Below are 19,770 nucleotides of genomic sequence, written 5' to 3'. Positions count from 1 at the left end.
GCGATGCCTCGGATCCTCGTGTCGACCGGGATCCCGGGTGCCGGCACGTCGACTGTGAGTGAGCTGCTGGCGAAACGGTTTCCGACCGTGGCGTGCTCATCTCCGGCGACAGCTTTCGGGGGACGGCGGTGATGAGCTGACGCAAGGATGCAACCGCTGGGCACCATGGCCGCGTCCCACCGACATGAGAAGCCCACTCGCCCTGCTGGCGACCGTAGTGCTGGCCATCGCCGCTGTCGGCTGCGGCGCCCAGACCACCTCCGGTTCGCCCAGGACGCCGGGCCCGCACACGACCGGAGCCCCGACGGCGCCGCAGTTCGACCCGGCGCCCTCGACGGTAGTGATCGAGGTGGCCGCCGGGCGCGCAACCGTCGCCGGTCCGCAGGGCACCTCTCGGCTGCGGGTGTACGGCGACGGGCGGGTGGAGCGCACGGCCCCGGACGGCATCGGCACCGTGCGGTTGAAGCTCGACGGCGACGGGGTGGCGACCTTGCTCGCGGCAGCCCATCGGCTCGGCATGCTCTCCGACCCGGATCTGGGTGACGTGATGATCACGGACGTCGGCAGCACCTCGCTGACGATCCGGCTGCCGGACCGGACCATCGATCTCGACGTGATCGGGCCGGGCATCAAGGGCGCCGGATCGCCGTCGGTCGAACAGGCGCGCGCCGACTTCAGCGCGTTCGTGGCGCAGCTGTGGAGCCTGGACGGGGTCGGCATCGCCCAGCCGCCGCGGACGCAGTACCCGCAGACGGTGGCCGTCAGCGCGTTCACCGACCACGACTCGTCCCCGGGCGCCCCGTGGCCGCTGGTCGACCCGGCGCGTTCCGTCTTCGCCGCATCATCTTGTGCGTTGGTCTCCGGTGCAGACGTGAAGCGGCTCGCCGGCCTACTGACGGAGCAGCAGCGCTCCGACGGCCGGGACGGCGACATCACCGTTGCCACCGGCGACGTCGGCGTCCCGGCGCTGGTGCTGCACGTGTCGTCCGAGCATCCGCAGTGCACGCCGGCACCGACGGTGCGCACGCCGTTGCCGGAACTGCCGTGGACCGCCGACGGCCGTGAGCACGCCGGACAGTGGCAGCGATGGCAGGCCGACGGCGCGCTGGATCGCGCGGGGGATCGCGGCGCGTTCCCGGCATCCGACCTGGACGACTACGAGCTCCAGTACATCTCAGGCACCGTCGACGGCACGCCGGTGGTCGATGTGGTCGGAACCCCGGACGACGAGCACGCAGGCCGCGACGACATCCCCGCCTTCGTGTCCCGCGTCGACCTGTCACCCGCCGACGGGCCGGTGGTCACCCGGACGCTCAGGAGTTGACCCGTCCGCCGGCTCACCTGCCGCCGGCCGAATCGTCGTGGATCCCGTGTGCGGGCTCGCAGGGCACCGTAGGACAATGGGGTTCTCAGCACCCAGTCTGAAGAGCACACACTGAAGGGCGGTACCCCATGGCCACCGACGAACAGCCCAGGGCCCAGATCGGCGTCACCGGCCTGGCCGTGATGGGCGCGAACCTGGCCCGCAACCTGGCCCGCAACGGCTACGTGACCGCGGTGCACAACCGCACGAACGCACGCACCCAGAAACTGATCGGCGACCACGGTGGCGACGGCGATTTCGTGCCCAGCGACTCTGTCGAGGGATTCGTGGCATCGCTGCAGAGCCCCCGGACGGTGCTCATCATGGTCAAGGCCGGCGCCCCGACCGATGCGGTGATCGACGAGCTGGTGCCGCTGCTGGACGAGGGCGACATCGTCATCGACGGCGGTAACGCACTGTTCACCGACACCATTCGTCGCGAGAAGGCGTTGCGGGACAAGGGGATCCACTTCGTCGGCTGCGGCGTGTCCGGCGGCGAGGAGGGTGCACTCAACGGGCCCTCGATCATGCCGGGTGGATCGAAGGAGTCGTACGAGACGCTCGGTCCGATCCTGGAGAAGATCTCCGCGCACGTCGACGGTGAGCCTTGCTGCACGCACATCGGCACCGACGGTGCCGGGCACTTCGTCAAGATGGTGCACAACGGCATCGAGTACTCGGACATGCAGCTGATCGCGGAGGCCTATGACCTGCTGCGCCGAGGGCTCGGGTTGGATCCGGCGAAGATCGCCGACATCTTCCGCGAGTGGAACACCGGTGAGCTCGACTCGTTCCTGATCGAGATCACCGCCCAGGTGCTCGCGCAGGCCGACCCGCGCACCGGCAAGCCGCTCGTCGACGTGATCGTCGATGCCGCTGGGATGAAGGGCACCGGCACCTGGACCGTGCAGAACGCGCTGGACCTGGGCATTCCGGTGTCCGGGATCGCCGAGGCCGTGTTCGCCCGCGGTCTGTCGTCGTTGTCCGACCAGCGCGCCGCTGCCGCGGGCGAGCTCTCCGGTCCGGACGGGAAGATCGACGTCGACGACGTGGACGACTTCGTGGAGGACGTCCGGCAGGCGCTGTACGCGAGCAAGATCGTCGCCTATGCGCAGGGGCTCGACCTGATCGTCGCCGGCGCCGCGAAGTACGACTGGGACATCGATCTCGGTGCCGTCGCCCGGATCTGGCGGGGTGGCTGCATCATCCGAGCCCGCTTCCTCAACCGCATCACCGAGGCGTACGAGGGCGTTGCCTCCGCTGAGACCCATGACGACGACGCGACCCATGCTCCGGCGAGCCTGCTGCTGGCGCCCTACTTCACCGAGGCGATCGGCAAGGCGCAGGAATCCTGGCGGTTCGCGGTGGCGCAGGCCACCTTCGCCGGGATCCCGGTGCCGGGCTTCTCCTCGGCGCTCGCCTACTACGACGGGCTGCGGTCACACCGCCTGCCCGCCGCGCTGATCCAGGGGCAGCGAGACTTCTTCGGAGCGCACACGTACCACCGCATCGACGACGAGGGTGCCTTCCACACGCTGTGGTCCGCCGACCGCAGCGAGATCGCTGCCGATTGAGAAGACAGAGCCGACCGCAGCGAGATCGCTGCCGATTGAGAAGACAGAGCCGACCGCAGCGAGATCGCCGCCGACTGAGCTGCGTCGGCGGCGATCTCGGGCATGCCCCTCGGCTGTGAGCGCTCTCAGGGTGGGAGCGTTCTCACGCAGTGGCGCTGCCGGGCGGGAGCATTCTCAGGCTGCGGCGGGCTCGACGACCGGGGCCGCCGTGGCTGCTGCGGGTGCGGGCCGCGGACGGCGCCGCACCAGGGCGAGCACCAGCACGACGGTGAGGGCGAGAAACCCTGCGGCCCAGCCGAAGGCTCGCTCCGCCCCGGCGACGAAGGCCTCGTGTGCCTGCGCGATCACGGCCGGGTCGGCTGTTCCGCCGACAACAGCGGCCGCGAGCCGGTCGTAGCCGGGTCCTGCCGCCTGGGCGAACACCGTCACCAGGACGGCGAGGCCGAGCGCGCCGCCGATCTGCTGCGTGACGTTGACCAGACCGGAGGCGGCGCCGGCGTCCTGCGGTTCGACCCCGGACAGCGCGAGCTGAGTGAGCGGGACGAAGGCCAACCCGTTACCGATGCCGAACAAGAGGATCGGGAACAGCAGCGAGCTGTAACCACTGGTCGCCGAGAGATCACTGAGCCAGAACAGCCCGCCCGTCGAGACCGTCAACCCGCCGGCGATGAGGGCCTTCGCGCCGATCCGCTGGATGAGCACCCTGGCGGTGAGCTGGGACATCGTGAACAGCGCGATGGTCAACGGCAGGAAGGCCAGTCCGGTGACGATGGGGCTGTAGCCCAGCACGTTCTGCAGGAACTGGGTGAGGAAGAAGAACATCCCCATCATCCCGGCCACCAACAACAATCGCGCGACGTAGGACGTCACGCGGTCGCGATCGGAGAACAACCGCAACGGGGTGATCGGTGAGCTGGCGCGCCGTTCCACTGCGACGAAGGTCGCGAGCAACACCACAGCGGCACCGAAACCGCTGAGAGCCAACGGATCCGACCAGCCGTCACTGCCGACCCGGACCAGCGAGTACACCAGGGTTGCCGTTCCGAGCGTCGCGGTGATGGCCCCGGCGAGATCGAATCGTCCCGGCCGGCGGGGCGTCTCGGGGATCACCCGACGCGCGGCGACGAGCAGGGCGATGCCGATGGGCACGTTGATGAACAACACCCAGCGCCAGGACGTCCACTGGGTCAGCATGCCGCCGATGATCAGGCCGAGCGCGCTGCCGCCGATGGACACTGCGGTGTAGTAGCCAAGGGCCTTGGCGCGCTCCTTGGCCTCGGGGAAGAGTGTCATCAGCAGGGCAAGGGCCGAGGGGGCCGCGAGCGCAGCGCCGACGCCCTGGGCCGCCCTGGCGATCAGCAGTTCGGCCGCGGTGCCGGCGAGACCGCCGACCAGCGAAGCGACCGTGAAGATCGCGATCCCGGCGAGGAAGACCCGTCGGCGACCGAGCACGTCGCCGGCGCGGGCACCCAACAGCAGCAGGCCGCCGAAGACGAGCGTGTAGGCGTTGATCACCCAGGACAGGCCGGTCGGGGAGAAGGCGAGCGCGGTGGAGATGTCGGGCAGCGCGATGTTCACGATGGTCGCGTCGAGCACGACCATCAGCTGGCTGATCAGGACGACGCCGAGCACCAGGCCGGCGGAGCGGACCTTCGGGGCCGGCGGTGTGGACAGGACAGGAGAGGACATGCGGGTGCTCCTCGAGCAGGGGGACGGTTGCCACTCGCGACTGCAGCGGTGGCGGGTGGGATGTGCGTAGGATGGCTAAACGGATGGGCCCTCCGGTAACTATACGGAGGTCGCCTCCACTTAGCAAGACGTGCTGTCGACCGTCGGCTGCGACGCATCCGCGATCGCTGCGGACATCGGACGAGGAGGGCGACCCGCGTGACGAGTACGGACATGGCAGCGGGCGTGGGGGGCAAGCCGCTGCGCGCCGATGCTCGCCGGAATCGGGAGGCGGTGCTGGTCGCCGCGGCCGAGGCGTTCTCCGAACGCGGCGTGGAGGCCTCGCTCGAGGACATCGCTCGCCGGGCCGGCGTCGGGATCGGCACGCTCTACCGGCACTTCCCCACCCGCGAGGACCTCGTCTTCGAGGTGTACCGCCGCGAGGTCGAGCGGCTCTGCGAAGCAGTCGAAGACCTGTCGGCCGCGCACCCGCCGGACGAGGCGCTGCGGCTGTGGATGGAGCGGTTCGTGAGCTATGCCGCAGCCAAGCGTGGGATGGTCGGTCTGCTCCGCACGATGATGCAGGACGAGCGGGTCGAGCTGCTGCGGGGTCTCAAGGGCGACATCCACGACGCCGCCGGCACCCTGCTGGATCGAGCGGCCGACGCGGGTCTGATCCGCGCCGACATGTCGTCGGACGATCTGCTGCGGGGTCTGGGCGGGATCTGCATGGCGAACGACACCGGTCCATCGGACACCGCGCTGCGGCTGGTCTCGATCATCTTCGACGGCATGCGCTACGGCGCGGCCGGCCATTGCTGACGTGGTTGCGCCGGTCGGCACCTGCGGAGCCGGCCGGTCGAACCGGGTGGCCGGCACTCACTAATCTGGAGGAATGAGCACCCCCATCCTCTCCGCGGTCGCCTGGCCCTACGCGAACGGCCCGCGGCACATCGGACACGTCTCCGGCTTCGGCATCCCCGCCGACATCTACTCCCGCTACCAGCGGATGGCCGGCAACGACGTGTTGATGGTGTCGGGGACGGACGAGCACGGGACGCCGATCCTGGTGCTCGCGGAGGAGGAGGGCGTCACCCCGCGACAGCTTGCTGACCGGTACAACCGGGTCATCGTGGAGGACCTGCAGGGGCTCGGCGTCAGCTACGACCTGTTCACCCGCACCGAGACGCGCAACCACTACGCCGTCACCCAGGAGATGTTCCGCACCGTCCACCGCAACGGCTACTTGTTCTCCGAGACCAGCAAGTCGGCGATCAGCCCGTCAACCGGCCGGACGTTGCCCGACCGCTACATCGAGGGCACCTGCCCGATCTGTGGCTACGACGGCGCCCGCGGCGACCAGTGTGACAACTGCGGCAACCAACTCGATGCGATCGACCTGAAGAACCCGCGGTCCCGGATCAACGGGGAGACGCCTGCGTTCATCGACTCCGAGCAGCTGATGCTCGATCTCCCAGCGCTGTCGACGGCGCTGGGTGACTGGCTGCACGGCCGCGACGGCTGGCGGCCCAACGTGCTCAAGTTCTCGTTGAACCTGCTGGACGACATCCGGCCGCGCGCGATGACCAGGGACATCGACTGGGGGATCCCGGTTCCGCTGGACGGCTGGCGCGATCGCTCGGACAAGAAGCTGTACGTCTGGTTCGACGCCGTGATCGGCTACCTGTCGGCCTCGGTGGAATGGGCACGGCGGTACGGCACCGACGCCGATCAGTGGAAGCACTGGTGGGCCAATCCGGAGGCGCAGCACCGGTACTTCATGGGCAAGGACAACATCACCTTCCACAGCCAGATCTGGCCGGCGGAGCTGCTCGCCTACAACGGCGAGGGCATGAGCGGCGGCGAGCCCGGTGCGTTCGGCCACCTGGACCTGCCCACCGAAGTGGTCTCCAGCGAGTTCCTGACGATGTCCGGTTCGAAGTTCTCCACGTCCCGCGGCACGGTGATCTACGTCCGGGACTTCCTGCGGGAGTTCGGGCCGGACGCGCTGCGCTACTTCGTGGCCGCGGCCGGACCGGAGACGCAGGACGCCGACTTCACCTGGGAGGAGTTCGTCCGCCGGACCAACTTCGAGCTGGCCAACGAGTGGGGCAACTTGGTCAACAGGTCGATCTCGTTGGCGCACAGGAACTTCGGTGCCGTGCCGGAGGCCGGTACGCTGACCGATGCCGAATCGGCACTGCTGGCCACGGCAGCCCAGGCGTTCGACACGGTCGGAGATCTGTTGGCTCGCAACCGGGTCCGGCAGGCTTCGACCGAGGCCATGCGGGTGGTCTCGGCTGCCAACAAGTACCTCTCCGACACCGAGCCGTGGAAGATCAAGGACGACCCCGCCCGGCTGGGCACCGTTCTGAACACCGCCCTGCAGGTGGTCGACGACGCCAAGACGCTGCTGACGCCGTTCCTGCCGCACTCCTCGCAGCAGGTCTTCGCCGCGCTCGGCGGCGAGGGTGTGTGGGCGGCCGAGCCGGTGATCGAGGAGGTCGAGGACTTCGGCGAGTTCCCCACCCCGCTGGAGGGCGTCGGTGTTCCCGAGGTGGCGACCTACCCGGTGATCACCGGCGACTGGAAGGCGCAGCAGGCGGTCTGGGCGCGACGGGACATCGTCGCGGGGACTCCACTCGCCAAGCCGTCGCCGCTGTTCACCAAGCTCGACCCGAGCCTGGGTGAGACCGGCCCCGAGTGGGCCCCGATCGTCACCGACTGACCCGTGCCGCTCCCCGCCTCGTTCGCAGATCGCCCGCCGGTCCCGGCGGCCGACCCACTGCCGTCGCCGATCGTCGATGCCCACACGCATCTCGATGCGTGTGGCGCCGACGAACCCGCAGCCGTGCGGGCCGCCCTCGACGCGGCGACCGCAGCCGGGGTGCGCGCGGTGATCACCGTCGGGGACGGCCTGGGCTCCGCCCGGTGGGCCGCAGCGGCCGCGCAGTGGGACGACCGGTTGTACGCGGCGGTCGCCGTCCACCCGACCAGGGCGGATGAGCTCGACGAGGCCGCGAGGGCCGAGCTGGCCGCCCTGGCGCGACAGGACAGGGTGGTGGCGGTCGGCGAGACCGGCCTGGACAACCACTGGCCCGCGCGTGGGGTGGGCGCCGCGCCGGCGCTGCAACGGGAGGCCTTCGCCTGGCACATCCAGCTGGCCAAGGACGTCGGCAAGACGTTGATGATCCACGACCGCGAGGCCCACGACGAGATCCTGCAGATCCTGGACACCGAGGGGGCGCCGGAACGTGTTGCGTTCCATTGCTTCTCGGGTGATGTGGCGCTGGCGCGACAGTGCGCCGATCGCGGCTTCGTGATGTCGTTCGCCGGTCCGGTCACCTTCCGGAACAACCACGAGCTGCACGCGGCGGCCCGATTCGCCCCCGCAGACCTCATCACCGTCGAGACGGATGCGCCCTACCTCGCGCCGCACCCGTACCGCGGCAGCACCAACTCCCCGGCCGCGGTCGCCCACACGGCCAGGGCCATGGCCGCCCTGCGCGACGTCGAGCTGACGGACTTCTGCCGGCAGCTCTGTGCGACGACGGCACGGCTGTACGAGGTGCCGACAGCGGGATGACCCGAATGGTCCCCCCGTCCCGCGGCGCTCGTCGGGACGCGGACCACACGGACGTCCGAGGGTGATGTGGGTTGCATCCCGGCTGCGGGAGTTGCCCGGACCGTTGCCGGGCCGTTACTGTCCCGTGATATCAGCCGGGATGGGGAAGTCCTGGGTGGTGTCCGTGGTGTCGGTCGCTGTCGGGGCGATCGCAGTCGCCGTGCGTGCACGGCCGCGATGCCTCTGGTCACTCCCTTGCCCCTGCCCGGGGACACCGAATCAGGGATCTGAGTGACCGACAGCGCAGCCTTCGACGCCTCCGAGCGTGAGCACACCCCCGAGCAGGACCACAGCACCGAGGAGATCTCCCCGGTCGCCGACGGAACCCCGACCGTCGCTGTGGACAGCTCCGCTCCCACGGAACGCCGTCGCACCTTGCGCAAGCCGGTACTGATCGGCGCCGCAGTCGTGGTGGCACTCGTCGCCGCCGGCGGCGGCATCATGTCGGCCCTGTCCAAGGACGTGACGATCACCGTCGACGGACAGGCGCAGCAGATCAGCACCTACGCAGGCACCGTCGACGGCGCGCTCGCCGCGGCCGGCCTGCAGGTCGGTGCGCACGACGTCCTCGCCCCGGGCGGCGCCAGCTCGCTGCTGGACGGCACCGCCATCGCCGTCCAGCGCGGCCGCCTGTTGACCGTGGACGTCGACGGCCGCAAGCGCTCGTTGTGGACCACCGCGCGGACCGTCGATGCAGCGATGTCCGAGCTCGGGCTGGGTGGGTCCCGATTCCAGGTCTCCGCAGACCGCAGTCGGTCCATCACGCTGAGCGGGATGACCGTTGCAGCGCGCACGCTGCGCACCGTGTCGCTGCAGCAGGACGGCCGGGTCGGCTCGGTCACGTCCACCGCGACGACCGTGCGCTCCCTGCTGGCGGAGCGACGGATCACGCTGGCGCGCAACCAGCGCATCAAGCCGGCCCCGGACAGCAAGCTGACCGCGGGTCAGAAGATCGTCATTCGTACTTTGCCGAACGTCCGGTTGACGGTCGGCGGCAAGAAGATCGGCACGGTGGCGACCGAGGCCCGCACCGTCGGCGAGCTGCTGCGTTTCAGCAAGGTGCGCATCGACGGCGATGACATCGTGGTGCCTGCCCGCTCGACGAAGATCGCCTCCGGCATCGCCGTCGTCGTCAAGCGGGTGTCGGTGAAGACGGCCCAGCACGACGAGCAGATCACCCAACCCGCCGACGAGACGGTGGACGACGCCGACCTCGCGCAGGGCAGCACCGAGATCGACTCGGAGGGCAACCCCGGGCTCGTCCGGGTCGTCACCCGCACGGTCGTCACCGATGGCAAGGCCGCGAAGGCCACCGTCGTGTCGAGAACGACCGTCACGCAGGCGCAGGCGAGGGTGACCCGTGTCGGTACGATGGTGCCGGAGCCGGTGGTCGCTGCGGCCCCCGCCGAGACGGCCGTGACACCCGCCGCCGAATCCGACACCAGCACTGCTGCCCCCGCCGAGACGGCCGTGACGCCCGCCGCCGAATCCGACACCAGCGCTGCAGCTCCCGCCGAGACGGCCGTGACACCCGCCGCCGGATCCGACACCGGCGCTGCGGCCCCTGCGTCGAGCTCAGGCGTGAACTGGGACGGCATCGCCTCCTGCGAGTCCGGCAACAACTGGTCCATCAACACCGGCAACGGGTACTACGGCGGGCTGCAGTTCAGCCAGGGGACCTGGGCCGCCAGCGGCGGTCTCGCCTATGCCTCCCGCGCCGACCTTGCCTCCCGCGAACAGCAGATCGCAGTCGCCGAGAACACCCTGCAGTCGCAGGGCATCGGCGCGTGGGCCTGCAGTGGTCACGGCTGATCCGCTCCATGTCCCTGCCGCCGACCAGCACTTCCCGTCCGATCCCGCCTGCGCGGGATCACCGGGTGCTGCCCGGCGGGTGGATCCTCCCTGAACACCGGGATGCCGTCCTGGCAGACCAGCTGGTGCGCGGCGACCTGCTCGCGCCGGAGCGGGCCGCCGCCGTCATCGAGGGTGCGGCCGCTACGCCTTTCGTCGGCGGCCGTATCGCCGGTGCGTCCGCCCCGGAGGCGGCGGGGGAGTTGCTCCCCGAGACGCCACGGAGCTCTCGACGCCGGCCGGCCATGGTGGCGATCGCCGCGTCCTTCCTGGTGCTGGTGACTGCCGCGGGGCCGACCTTCGGCGACACCCCCAAGACGGTGACGCTCAGCCTCGACGGCGGTCAGCGCATCGTGGCCACCAACGGTGGTTCGGTCCGCGACGCACTGCTGGCCGCCGGAGTGGACGCCGGACCGCGCGACCTCGTGGCGCCGGCGCTCGATGCCCCCATCGAGAACGGCTCGCGGGTGACGGTCCGTCGGGCCCGGCTGGTCACCATGCAGATCGAAGGTCGTGCCCGCCAGTGGTGGACGACCGCGAAGACCGTCGACCAAGCTCTGCTGGAGATGGGGGTGCGCGCCGGCGACTACCGGTTCAGCGCCGATCGCAGCCGGGAGATCTCCCTCGCGGGCACCATCATCGTCGGCGAACCGCTGCGCTGGGTCACGGTGGTGGACGGACGGCATGCCGCGGTCCGTACCCGGCTGGCAGCGAGCACGGTGCAGCAGGTGCTGGCGGAGCGGAAGATCAGCATCGGCAGGTACGACCGGGTCGCACCGACCGTCGGGTCGGCCGTCCACAACGGCCAGCGGATCACCATCACCCGCGTCCGACGGTCCCAGCGCATCGAGCACACGACGGTCCCGCAGCCGGCTGCCGTCGTCGAGCAGGACGCGACGATCGGCAAGGGCAACACCGTGCAGGTCAGCAAGGGATCGCCCGGTCTGCGGACGATCACGGTGAGCCGGACCGTCACCAACGGATCACCCGCGGACAAGATGCTCTCCGACACGCTGACCCGGCAGGCGGCACCTGCTGTCACGAAGATCGGCACGAAGGAGACCGGGCTGCCGGAATCCTGGAGCGTGCCCTGGGACAAGATGGCGTTCTGTGAATCGACGAACCGCTGGGACGTCAACACCGGCAACGGCACCTACGGCGGGTTGCAGTTCATGACGCCCACCTGGCTCGAGTACGACGGCGGCGAATTCGCTCCCCGAGCGGACGAGGCCAGCAAGGAACAGCAGATCATCGTCGCCGAACGTCTCTACGCCCGCGAGGGGCTCGCACCCTGGCACTGTGCACGCCTGCTCGGCTGGGGCTTCGACAAGTACGAGGGCTGACCGTCTCCCGTGAGCTCCCTGCTGGGCGCCGTCGAGATCCGCCGACTGGCCGCCGAACTCGACCTGCGCCCGACGAAGACCCTCGGGCAGAACTTCGTGCACGATGCCAACACGGTCCGGCGGATCGTGGCAGCGGCCGCGCTCGGGGGCGATCGACCTCATCGGCACGTGCTCGAGGTCGGTCCCGGTCTGGGTTCGTTGACGCTCGGTCTGCTGGAGCAGGTGCCGTTCGTCACCGCGGTGGAGATCGACCAGCGGCTGGCCGCTCTGCTGCCGACAACCGTTGCGGCACACCATGAGCGACCCGAAGGGCTGACCGTGGTCGCGGCCGACGCGATGACCGTCACCGCCGCTGAGCTGCCGGACAGCGAGCCCGCGGGGCCGGTGACCGCGCTGGTGGCGAACCTGCCCTACAACGTGGCAGTGCCGGTGCTGCTGCACCTGCTGGAGGTGCTGCCGGCACTGCGGCGGGTGCTGGTGATGGTGCAGGCCGAGGTCGCCGACCGGCTCGCCGCCCCGCCGGGGTCTCGGACCTACGGCTCACCGTCGGTGAAGGCCGCCTGGTACGGGACCACGAAGCGCGCTGGAGCGATCGGACGGAACGTCTTCTGGCCGGTTCCCGGTGTCGACTCGGCGCTCGTCGCACTCGATCGACACCAGAAGCCGTTGCCCGGCATCAGGTCCGAAGTGTTCGCGGTGATCGACGCAGCCTTCTCCCAGCGTCGCAAGATGCTGCGTTCCGCGCTCGCCGGATGGGCCGGATCCGCGGCCGCTGCGACCGACATCCTGCAGCGGGCAGGTGTGGATCCGACTCTGCGTGGTGAAGTAGTGGATGTGGACGGATACATCGCGATCGCCGACGCCGCGCACCGCGTGCGCGCCGAGGACCCTCCTGCTGCCGGTGGCGAACGGTGAGCGGCCTCGGATCGGTGCCCAGTGCCGACGGGGTCATGGTGCGGGTACCGGCCAAGATCAACCTGGCGCTGGCCGTCGGTGACGTCCGGGTGGACGGCTACCACGAGCTGACTACGGTGTTCCACGCCGTCGATCTGTACGACGAGGTCACCATCCGGCCGTCCGGCAGTTGGTCGGTCCGGGCCGGTGGTGTGCCGGGAGTGCCGACCACGAGGTCGAACCTGGCGCTGAAAGCGGCGATGGCGCTGCACGCGCACCTCGTCCGTCGCGGCCGTCGACCCGGCGAGGTCTCGATCGAGATCGACAAGAAGATCCCGGTCGCCGGTGGGATGGCCGGCGGGAGCGCCGATGCGGCCGCGGCCCTGGTCGGCTGTGCGGCGTTGTGGGACGCAGATCTCTCGCGGGACGACCTGATCGGGATCGCCGCCGGCATCGGATCGGACGTCCCGTTCGCGCTGACCGGCGGGACCGCCCTGGGGACCGGACGCGGCGAAGTGGTCTCGCCGGTGCTGACCAGGATGACGCTGACCTGGGTGCTCGCGATGGCCGGATCCGGTCTGTCGACGCCCGAGGTGTTCGCCGAGTGCGATCGGTTGCGGGCCGGTGTCGACGACTCCGCGCTGTCGGTGCCCCGCGCCGATGCCGATGCGATGGTGGCAGCGTTGCGCTCCGGCGATGTCGACGAGGTCGGCGCCGCGCTGGCCAACGATCTGCAGCCTGCGGCATTCTCGCTGTATCCCAAGCTGCGACGCACGGTCCGGGCCGGAGTGGACGCCGGGGCGGTGGCCGGGGTCGTGTCCGGTTCTGGTCCGACGGTGGCGCTGCTGTGTCGCGACCTGCCGCAGGCCTCGGACGTGGCGGCAGCGATGTCGTCCTCCGGCACCTGCGAGGGTGTGCGGGTCGCCTCCGGCCCCGCGCACGGTGCGCGACTGATCGGCGGGTCGCTGCGATGAGCAACCTGGTCAATCTGGAATCCGTGGGGATCGTCCGGGGTGTCACCCCGGTGCTGACGGGGGTCTCGCTCGGGGTGCAGTCCGGTGATCGGATCGGTGTGCTGGGTCTCAACGGGTCCGGCAAGTCGACCCTGATCTCGGTGCTCGGCGGGCGCCTGCGTCCCGACACCGGCCGGGTGTCGACCGCCGGCGGAGCCAGGATCGAGGTGGTCGACCAGAGCGTCACCATCGACGGCGACGCCACCGTCCGCGACGTCGCGCTGTTCACCTTCGCGGGTGAGGGTGAGCACGAGTGGGCCTCCGACGCTTCGGTCCGCGGGGTGCTGGACGGCCTGGGGCTGGGCGCCATCGGGTTGGAGTCCCGGATGCGTGACCTCTCAGGTGGCGAGCAGCGGCGGGTGACGTTGGCGGCCGCCCTGGTGACCGAAGCCGACCTGCTGATCCTCGACGAACCCACCAACCACCTCGACATCGAGGGCGTCAACTGGCTGGCCGAGCACCTGCTGTCGCGGCGCAGCGCGCTGGTGGCCGTTACCCACGACCGGTGGTTCCTCGACGCGGTCGCGCAGACCACCTGGGAGGTGGTCGACGAAGGTGTCGAGATCCGCGAGGGCGGGTACTCGGACTGGGTGTTCGCCCGCGCCGAGCGGCTGCGGCTGGACAAGGCGGCCGAGGAACGACGGAAGAACCTGGCGCGCAAGGAACTTGCCTGGTTGCGCCGTGGAGCGCCGGCGCGGACGTCGAAGCCGCGCTACCGCATCGAGGCGGCCGAGGAGCTCATCGCCGACGTCCCCGAACCCCGCAACGCCGCTGCGCTGCACCAGTTCGCGACCCGTCGGATCGGCAAGGACGTGATCGACCTCGAGGACGTCACGGTGGGGATCACCACCCCCGAGGGAGCGCGGCGCACCCTGCTGGACGACGTCACCTTCCGGATCGGACCGGGGGACAGGATCGGCATCGTCGGCGTCAACGGATCGGGGAAGTCGACCCTGCTGCGAACCATCGTCGGCGAACTGCAGCCGGACAGTGGCCGGGTGAAGCAGGGCCGCACCGTGGCGCTGGGGTTCCTGCGGCAGGCCCCCGAGGAGCTGCCTGCCGGTATCCGGCTGCTGGAAGCCGTTGCCGGAGCGAGTGTTCCGGGATTGTCGCCGGACCTGGCCCGCAGCGTCGACTTCGGCGGCCGGTCGATGTCGCCGTCGCAGTTGGCCGAGGAGTTCGGCTTCACCAACGCCCAGCAATGGACGACGGTCGAGCGGCTCTCCGGCGGTCAGCGCCGCCGGTTGCAGCTGATGCGGATCCTGATGGAGTCGCCCAACGTGCTCGTGCTCGACGAACCGACCAACGATCTGGACGTCGACACGCTGACCGCGCTGGAGAACCTGCTCGACAGCTGGCCCGGCACGCTGATCGTGGTCTCGCACGACCGCTACCTGGTGGAGCGCGCGACCGATTCGGTCTACGCCCTGTTCGGTGACGGGGCGGTCACCCACCTGCCCGGTGGGATCGACGAGTACCTCAGGCGGCGGGCCGTGACCGGTGGCTCCGGCCGGGTGGAGGCGGTGGCCGCGCCGGTCGCTGCCGATACCGGTGCTGGTCCTGGTGCAGGTTCGGGGGTCGCGTCGGACTCCGTGCCGGCGCTCTCCGCAGCTGTTCTGCGCGACCTGCGCAAGGAGCTGCAGCGACTCGACAAGCGGTTGGAATCGTTGCGCCGCAAGCAGGAACAGCTGCGCTCGCAGCTCGAATCCGTCGGCGCCGACTACACCAGGGCGAGCGAGCTCGATCGCGAGTTGCACGCCGTCGGTGACGAGCGTGACGAGACCGAGCTGGCCTGGCTCGAGGTGGCCGAGCAGCTCGAAGGGTGAACTCCTCGCGGTGGGGGATGGGGCTGTGCCCCGCCGGTTGTCGAGCGAGGAACGAGACGAGACACGCCCGGCGGGTTCCGCGGGTTCGCAGGACGCTCCTTGAGATGTCACACACGGCGGCGCCCCTCGGGTCCCGCCCGGCGGGCTTCGCGGGTTCGCAGGCTCACCCGCGATGTCCCGCCCATGCCCGAGCCGATCCCTGACCCGAGGGGCGCCGCCGAGTACGACCCCGGTCGTCGATCGGGAGAATTGCTCGCGCACTCCGTTGGTCCCCTTCGTCTCCTACGTCGCTCAAGACGGGAGTAGGCGAAGGACAAGCGCGTCGAGACCCTGTCACCTTGATTTGTTCGGCGTCATTGCGCCGTGTCGATGCTCTCAGCACGCATTCCTGCCGATTCGATCTCCGGGTCGACTGCGGTCCCTACGGTGGAGGCATGACGGACGAGCAGCGGACCGCGGTGGTGGCGGGAGCCTCTGGCTTCCTCGGACCGAAGGTGGTGGCCGCACTTCGGGCGGACGGCTACCGGGTGCTGACGATCGGCCGAGCCGGCGCCGACGCCAGCTGGGACGCCCCGGCTGCAGTGGCACGCGTGGTGGACGGTAGCGACCTGCTGGTGAACCTGGCGGGCAAGAGCGTCGGGTGCCGGTACACCGACGCCAACCGCGACGAGATCCTGCGGTCCCGGGTCGCCACCACCCAGGCTCTGCACGACGCCGTGGCAACCGCAGCCGCACCGCCTGGGCTGTGGCTCAACTCGAGCACCGGCACCATCTACCGGTACGCGATGGACCGTCCCCAGGACGAGACGAGGGGGGAGCTCGGGACCGGGTTCTCCGTCGACGTGGCCCGGAACTGGGAGGCAACCCTGTTCGCAGGAGAGCTTCCCGGCACCCGGCGGGTGGCGCTGCGGATGGCGATCGTGATCGGTGACGGTCCGGCGACCACCATGCTCAAGCGCGCGGCGAAGCTCGGCGCCGGCGGACCCAACTTCGACGGCTGGTGCCCGCCGCATCGACGCTACCGAGGCATCGGACCGGACCCGAGCGGCGACGGTGGGGTGCCGCAGCACCGTTCCCACGGACGGCAGCGGTTCAGCTGGATCCATGTCGACGACGTCATCGCGGCGATGCGATTCATCCGAGACCACGACGAGCTGCAGGGGCCGATCAACCTCGCCACAGCGACCCCCAGTGACAACCGCACGTTGATGGCTGCGGTCAGACGAAGGGTACGGATGCCGTTCGGCCTGCCGACCCTGCGCTGGATGCTGGAGATCGGGATGCTGCTGCTGCGCAACGAGTCCGAGCTGGTGCTCAAGAGCCGCTGGGTGCAACCGCAGCGGCTGCTGGACGCCGGCTTCGAGTTCACCCACACCGACCTGGACGAAGCCCTGCGCGTCTGACCGGTCGACATGACGGCATCTCGTCGCTTTGCTCGATCAGCGTGGGTGGAGACCTCATCGCAGATCTGACGGAATCTCGTCTCGGTCGTTCCTGCCTCGCTCGATCAGCGAGATGTGCGGTGGTCGGGTGATGAGGACCGAGACCTGTGGTGCGGCAACAGGATCTCGACTCACTTCGTTCGCTCGATCGGCGGAGGGTGTGGTGGTCGGGTGATGCAGGAATCGAGGCCGCGTCGTGAATCCATCAGGATCTCGACTCACTTCGTTCGCTCGATCGGCGGAGGGTGTGGTGGTCGGGTGATGAGGACCGAGACCTGTCGTGAGGGATCAGTGGACGTCGGCGAGGAAGCTGGTCACCACATCGGCGAACAGCTGCGGGGCGCTGGCCCAGGGGCGGGCACCGGTGGTCAGGCTGACACGCTTCGCGTCGGGGATCGTGTCCGCCATCGCGTCCAGGTCGACCAGGTTGGCGGCGTGGCCGTGGCCGCCGTCGATCAGCAGCGTCGGACAGTTGATGTTCGCCAGACCCTTCCACCAGATCGGGTCGGCCGAGCGCAACTGGTCGAGGACGGAGTGCATGCGGCCGAGCCCGTGCCGGCCCTGACGGAGCACGGTCAATGCCCCGCGGGCTCGTTGCGACACCGGCACGATGCTGCTCGGCGCTCGCCCGGCAGCAGGTGGAGCGAGGGGCTCGACGACGACCAGCGAGCGCACCCGGGTCGGGAACAGCGCAGCGATGCTCAGCGCCAGGAAACCGCCGTAGTCGACGCCGACGATGTCCATCGGCTCAGCCGTCACCTCGTCCAGCGCACCGGCGACCGCCCAGGCGTTGCCGTCCAGATCCGAGCCGGGCACCGCGGACGAATGGCCGTGGCCGGGGAGATCGAGCACAACGACCTCTCGACCGGTGGCGATCAGTGGCTCCACCAGCGACAGGAACGTCCGCGCGGACCCGGCGAGCTCGTGCAACAGCAGCACCGGCTTGCCGACTCCGCTCGACTGCAGGCGCATGTCGCGGTCGTCGACCACGAAATCCCGTACAACGCTGTACCCCATCAGCACATCTTGCCGCACGGAGTGGCGTGGAGCACATCGGCCCCAGGGTTTGACCCGGTTGCCGACCTCGAGGTATGTCCGACTCGTCGGGGATCGGGGTCCCGGTGGCTTCGAGCGGCCACGCGGGTGGCGTGGACGACGAACGGGCCGCGGCACCCGAAGGTGTCGCGGCCCGTTCTCGTGCACTGCTGCCGTCAGTGAGCGGCGATCTCCTTCAGATCCGCGTCACCGTCATCAGCGTGGTAGTCGATGCCCTTCGTCTCGTCAGCCCCCTCGGGGGTCTTGAGAGCCCGCAACACGAACGTGACGATCACTGCGACGACCAGGTTGGCGGCCAGCGCAACGATGCCGACGTAGATCTGCGTCGTCGAGGTGCCGAACGGGTGCCAGCCGAAGATCGACAGCTTGCCCAGCGGCAACGCTGAACCGGCGAAGTGCTGCTTGCCGGTGGCCTTGTTACCGATGCCGTAGAGCAGCAGCATCCCCCAGCCCATGCCGACCACCCAGCCGGCGACCAGCGCCCACGAGTGGAACCAGCGGGTGTAGAGCGCGATCGCGACAGCCGGCAGGGTCTGCAGGATCATCACCCCGCCGATCAGCTGCAGATCGATCGAGAACTGCGGATCGATGAACAGGATGAAGGCGACAGCGCCCAACTTGACCACCAGCGAGGCCCACTTGGCCTGCTTCGCCTCGGCCTGCGGTGAGGCGTCCTTGCGGATGTACTCCTTGTAGATGTTGCGGGTCCACAGGTTCGCGGCGGCGATCGACATGATCGCAGCCGGCACCAGAGCACCGATGCCGATTGCGGCATACGCGATCCCGGCGAACCAGTCCGAGAACTGGCTGTCGAACAACAGCGGCACCACGGTGTTCGTGTCCGCCTTGTTGGTGGCGGCGTTGGTCAGCGGGGTGACTCCGGCCTTGATGGCGATGAAACCGAGCAGCGCCAGCAGTCCGAGCAGGAACGAGTAGGCCGGCAGCGCGATCATGTTCTTCTTGATCGTGTTGCGGCTCTTGGAGGCCAGGATGCCGGTGACCGAGTGCGGGTACAGGAACAGCGCCAGCGCGGACCCGAGGGCCAGGGTGGCGTACTGCAACTGGTTGTTGCCGGTCAGCAGGGTGCTCCCGGCGGGAGCCCCGGTCTTCTCGTTGACCTTGCTGAGCTTCGCGTCAGCGGCCTCGAAGATGCTGCCCCAGCCGCCCAACTTCGAAGGCAGGTAGACCACCGCGACGATGATCACGATGTAGATCAGGATGTCCTTGACGAACGCGATCAACGCAGGGGCACGCAGGCCCGACCTGAACGTGTACAACGCGAGGACCAGGAACGCGATGAACAGCGGCAGGTGGCCGGCGATCCCACTCGCGTTGATGCCCATCGTCCGCAGCACGGCTTCGAGGCCGACCAACTGCAAGGCGATGTAAGGCATGGTCGCGACGATGCCGGTGACGGCGATCAGCAGCGCCAGGGTGCGGTTGGTGTAGCGGCCGCGGACGAAATCGGCGGGCGTGACGTAGCCGTGCATCCGCGACACCGACCACAACCGCAGCACCGGCAGGAAGACGATCGGGTAGAGCACGACCGTGTACGGCAGCGCGTACATGCCGAGCGCGCCGGCACCGAACATCAGCGCAGGCACCGCCACGAAGGTGTACGCGGTGTACAGGTCGCCACCCACGAGGAACCAGGTGATCCAGGCGCCGAACTTCCGGCCACCCAACCCCCATTCGTCCAAGTGGTCCATGGTGTCGCCCTTTTTCCAGTTGGCGGCCCAGAACCCCATCCCGGCGACGCCGAGGAACAGCACGGTGAAGACGATCAGCTCCACCCAGTGGATGTTGCTCATTTCTCGGTCCCCCCGGTGCGGCGCGAGATGTGCTTCGTCTTGGCGTAGACGATCGCGACGCAGGCGACGCCGACGAAGACGAACACGAACTGGAACCAGTAGAAGAAGGGCAGTCCGAACAGCTCGGGTCCTCGCTTGTTGTAGATCGAGGTGACGAGCATCAGCAGCGGCACCAGCAGCAGCAGGTTCCACCAGGAGGCCCGGATGTCGTTCGGCCCCCTACCGCGGGGACCGCCCTCGTCGACGGGGTGATCGAGCTGGTGATCCGGAGGGAATTCTCGGGGGTCCGACGTCATCGGCCGAC

15 protein-coding genes are annotated in these 19,770 nt (G+C 69.4%); 11 read left to right on the top strand and 4 right to left on the bottom strand.

Going from position 1 to position 19,770, the window contains the following annotated elements; translation table 11 throughout:
- The first annotated feature begins 184 nt into the window (after positions 1-184).
- Positions 185-1,324 (top strand): hypothetical protein, encoded by a 1,140-nt coding sequence (locus ABLG96_RS17400; RefSeq protein ID WP_353648583.1) that lies wholly within the window; start codon positions 185-187, stop codon positions 1,322-1,324.
- 128 nt (positions 1,325-1,452) lie between these two features.
- Positions 1,453-2,937, top strand: a complete 1,485-nt coding sequence (gene gndA / locus ABLG96_RS17395; RefSeq protein ID WP_353648582.1) for an NADP-dependent phosphogluconate dehydrogenase — start codon at positions 1,453-1,455, stop codon at positions 2,935-2,937.
- Positions 2,938-3,111: 174 nt separating this feature from the next.
- Here the strand turns inward: gndA and ABLG96_RS17390 are convergent, their stop codons facing one another.
- Positions 3,112-4,626 carry an MFS transporter gene (locus ABLG96_RS17390; protein WP_353648581.1) on the bottom strand — a complete coding sequence of 505 codons (1,515 nt, stop codon included), beginning with the start codon at positions 4,624-4,626 and terminating at the stop codon, positions 3,112-3,114.
- A 198-nt stretch (positions 4,627-4,824) separates the two neighbouring features.
- Between ABLG96_RS17390 and ABLG96_RS17385 the strand changes: the two genes are divergently transcribed.
- The 9 genes from ABLG96_RS17385 (at position 4,825) to ABLG96_RS17345 (ending at position 16,560) form a co-directional block, all read left to right on the top strand.
- Positions 4,825-5,427: a helix-turn-helix domain-containing protein gene (locus tag ABLG96_RS17385; protein WP_353648580.1), complete on the top strand. Its 603-nt coding sequence runs from the start codon at positions 4,825-4,827 to the stop codon at positions 5,425-5,427.
- A 73-nt stretch (positions 5,428-5,500) separates the two neighbouring features.
- Complete coding sequence (gene metG, locus ABLG96_RS17380) at positions 5,501-7,333, top strand: methionine--tRNA ligase (protein WP_353648579.1); 1,833 nt, start codon at positions 5,501-5,503, stop codon at positions 7,331-7,333.
- Between the two features lie 3 nt (positions 7,334-7,336).
- Entirely contained in the window at positions 7,337-8,191 is an 855-nt protein-coding gene (locus ABLG96_RS17375) for a TatD family hydrolase (protein WP_353648578.1), read from the top strand.
- Positions 8,192-8,461: 270 nt separating this feature from the next.
- On the top strand, positions 8,462-10,042 hold the full coding sequence (locus ABLG96_RS17370; RefSeq protein ID WP_353648577.1) for a ubiquitin-like domain-containing protein: 1,581 nt from the start codon (positions 8,462-8,464) through the stop codon (positions 10,040-10,042).
- A gap of 8 nt (positions 10,043-10,050) precedes the next feature.
- Positions 10,051-11,424: a transglycosylase family protein gene (locus ABLG96_RS17365; protein WP_353648576.1), complete on the top strand. Its 1,374-nt coding sequence runs from the start codon at positions 10,051-10,053 to the stop codon at positions 11,422-11,424.
- A gap of 9 nt (positions 11,425-11,433) precedes the next feature.
- Positions 11,434-12,339, top strand: a complete 906-nt coding sequence (rsmA, locus tag ABLG96_RS17360; RefSeq protein WP_353648575.1) for a 16S rRNA (adenine(1518)-N(6)/adenine(1519)-N(6))-dimethyltransferase RsmA — start codon at positions 11,434-11,436, stop codon at positions 12,337-12,339.
- Between the two features lie 35 nt (positions 12,340-12,374).
- Positions 12,375-13,292, top strand: coding sequence for a 4-(cytidine 5'-diphospho)-2-C-methyl-D-erythritol kinase (locus ABLG96_RS17355; protein ID WP_353651570.1), 918 nt, complete (start codon positions 12,375-12,377; stop codon positions 13,290-13,292).
- A complete protein-coding gene (locus tag ABLG96_RS17350) occupies positions 13,289-15,157 on the top strand; it encodes an ABC-F family ATP-binding cassette domain-containing protein (protein ID WP_353648574.1) in 1,869 nt (622 codons plus the stop codon). The genes ABLG96_RS17355 and ABLG96_RS17350 overlap by 4 nt, the downstream gene beginning before the upstream one ends.
- A 434-nt stretch (positions 15,158-15,591) precedes the next feature.
- A complete protein-coding gene (locus tag ABLG96_RS17345) occupies positions 15,592-16,560 on the top strand; it encodes a DUF1731 domain-containing protein (protein ID WP_353648573.1) in 969 nt (322 codons plus the stop codon).
- A gap of 327 nt (positions 16,561-16,887) precedes the next feature.
- Here ABLG96_RS17345 and ABLG96_RS17340 read toward each other — a convergent pair whose 3' ends face one another.
- The 3 genes from ABLG96_RS17340 to ABLG96_RS17330 form a co-directional block, all read right to left on the bottom strand.
- Positions 16,888-17,616 (bottom strand): alpha/beta fold hydrolase, encoded by a 729-nt coding sequence (locus ABLG96_RS17340; RefSeq protein ID WP_353648572.1) that lies wholly within the window; start codon positions 17,614-17,616, stop codon positions 16,888-16,890.
- Positions 17,617-17,810: 194 nt separating this feature from the next.
- Positions 17,811-19,466, bottom strand: a complete 1,656-nt coding sequence (gene mctP / locus ABLG96_RS17335; RefSeq protein ID WP_353648571.1) for a monocarboxylate uptake permease MctP — start codon at positions 19,464-19,466, stop codon at positions 17,811-17,813.
- On the bottom strand, positions 19,463-19,672 hold the full coding sequence (locus tag ABLG96_RS17330; protein ID WP_353651569.1) for a DUF3311 domain-containing protein: 210 nt from the start codon (positions 19,670-19,672) through the stop codon (positions 19,463-19,465). The genes mctP and ABLG96_RS17330 overlap by 4 nt, the downstream gene beginning before the upstream one ends.
- Positions 19,673-19,770: the final 98 nt, after the last annotated feature.

This window comes from Nakamurella sp. A5-74, assembly GCF_040438885.1.
Taxonomy (GTDB): Bacteria; Actinomycetota; Actinomycetes; order Mycobacteriales; family Nakamurellaceae; genus Nakamurella.
Note: the sequence above shows the minus strand (reverse complement) of the source record. Positions and strands in the feature narration are given on the sequence as shown.

What these genes read in the sequence shown, in the direction of transcription:
- ABLG96_RS17400 (WP_353648583.1), top strand. Translation starts at nt 185, where the DNA reads ATGAGAAGCCCACTCGCCCTGCTGGCGACCGTAGTGCTGGCCATCGCC.
- gndA (WP_353648582.1), top strand. Translation starts at nt 1,453, where the DNA reads ATGGCCACCGACGAACAGCCCAGGGCCCAGATCGGCGTCACCGGCCTG.
- ABLG96_RS17390 (WP_353648581.1), bottom strand. Translation starts at nt 4,626, where the DNA reads ATGTCCTCTCCTGTCCTGTCCACACCGCCGGCCCCGAAGGTCCGCTCC.
- metG (WP_353648579.1), top strand. Translation starts at nt 5,501, where the DNA reads ATGAGCACCCCCATCCTCTCCGCGGTCGCCTGGCCCTACGCGAACGGC.
- ABLG96_RS17365 (WP_353648576.1), top strand. Translation starts at nt 10,051, where the DNA reads ATGTCCCTGCCGCCGACCAGCACTTCCCGTCCGATCCCGCCTGCGCGG.
- ABLG96_RS17355 (WP_353651570.1), top strand. Translation starts at nt 12,375, where the DNA reads ATGGTGCGGGTACCGGCCAAGATCAACCTGGCGCTGGCCGTCGGTGAC.
- ABLG96_RS17350 (WP_353648574.1), top strand. Translation starts at nt 13,289, where the DNA reads ATGAGCAACCTGGTCAATCTGGAATCCGTGGGGATCGTCCGGGGTGTC.
- ABLG96_RS17345 (WP_353648573.1), top strand. Translation starts at nt 15,592, where the DNA reads ATGACGGACGAGCAGCGGACCGCGGTGGTGGCGGGAGCCTCTGGCTTC.
- ABLG96_RS17340 (WP_353648572.1), bottom strand. Translation starts at nt 17,616, where the DNA reads ATGGGGTACAGCGTTGTACGGGATTTCGTGGTCGACGACCGCGACATG.
- mctP (WP_353648571.1), bottom strand. Translation starts at nt 19,466, where the DNA reads ATGAGCAACATCCACTGGGTGGAGCTGATCGTCTTCACCGTGCTGTTC.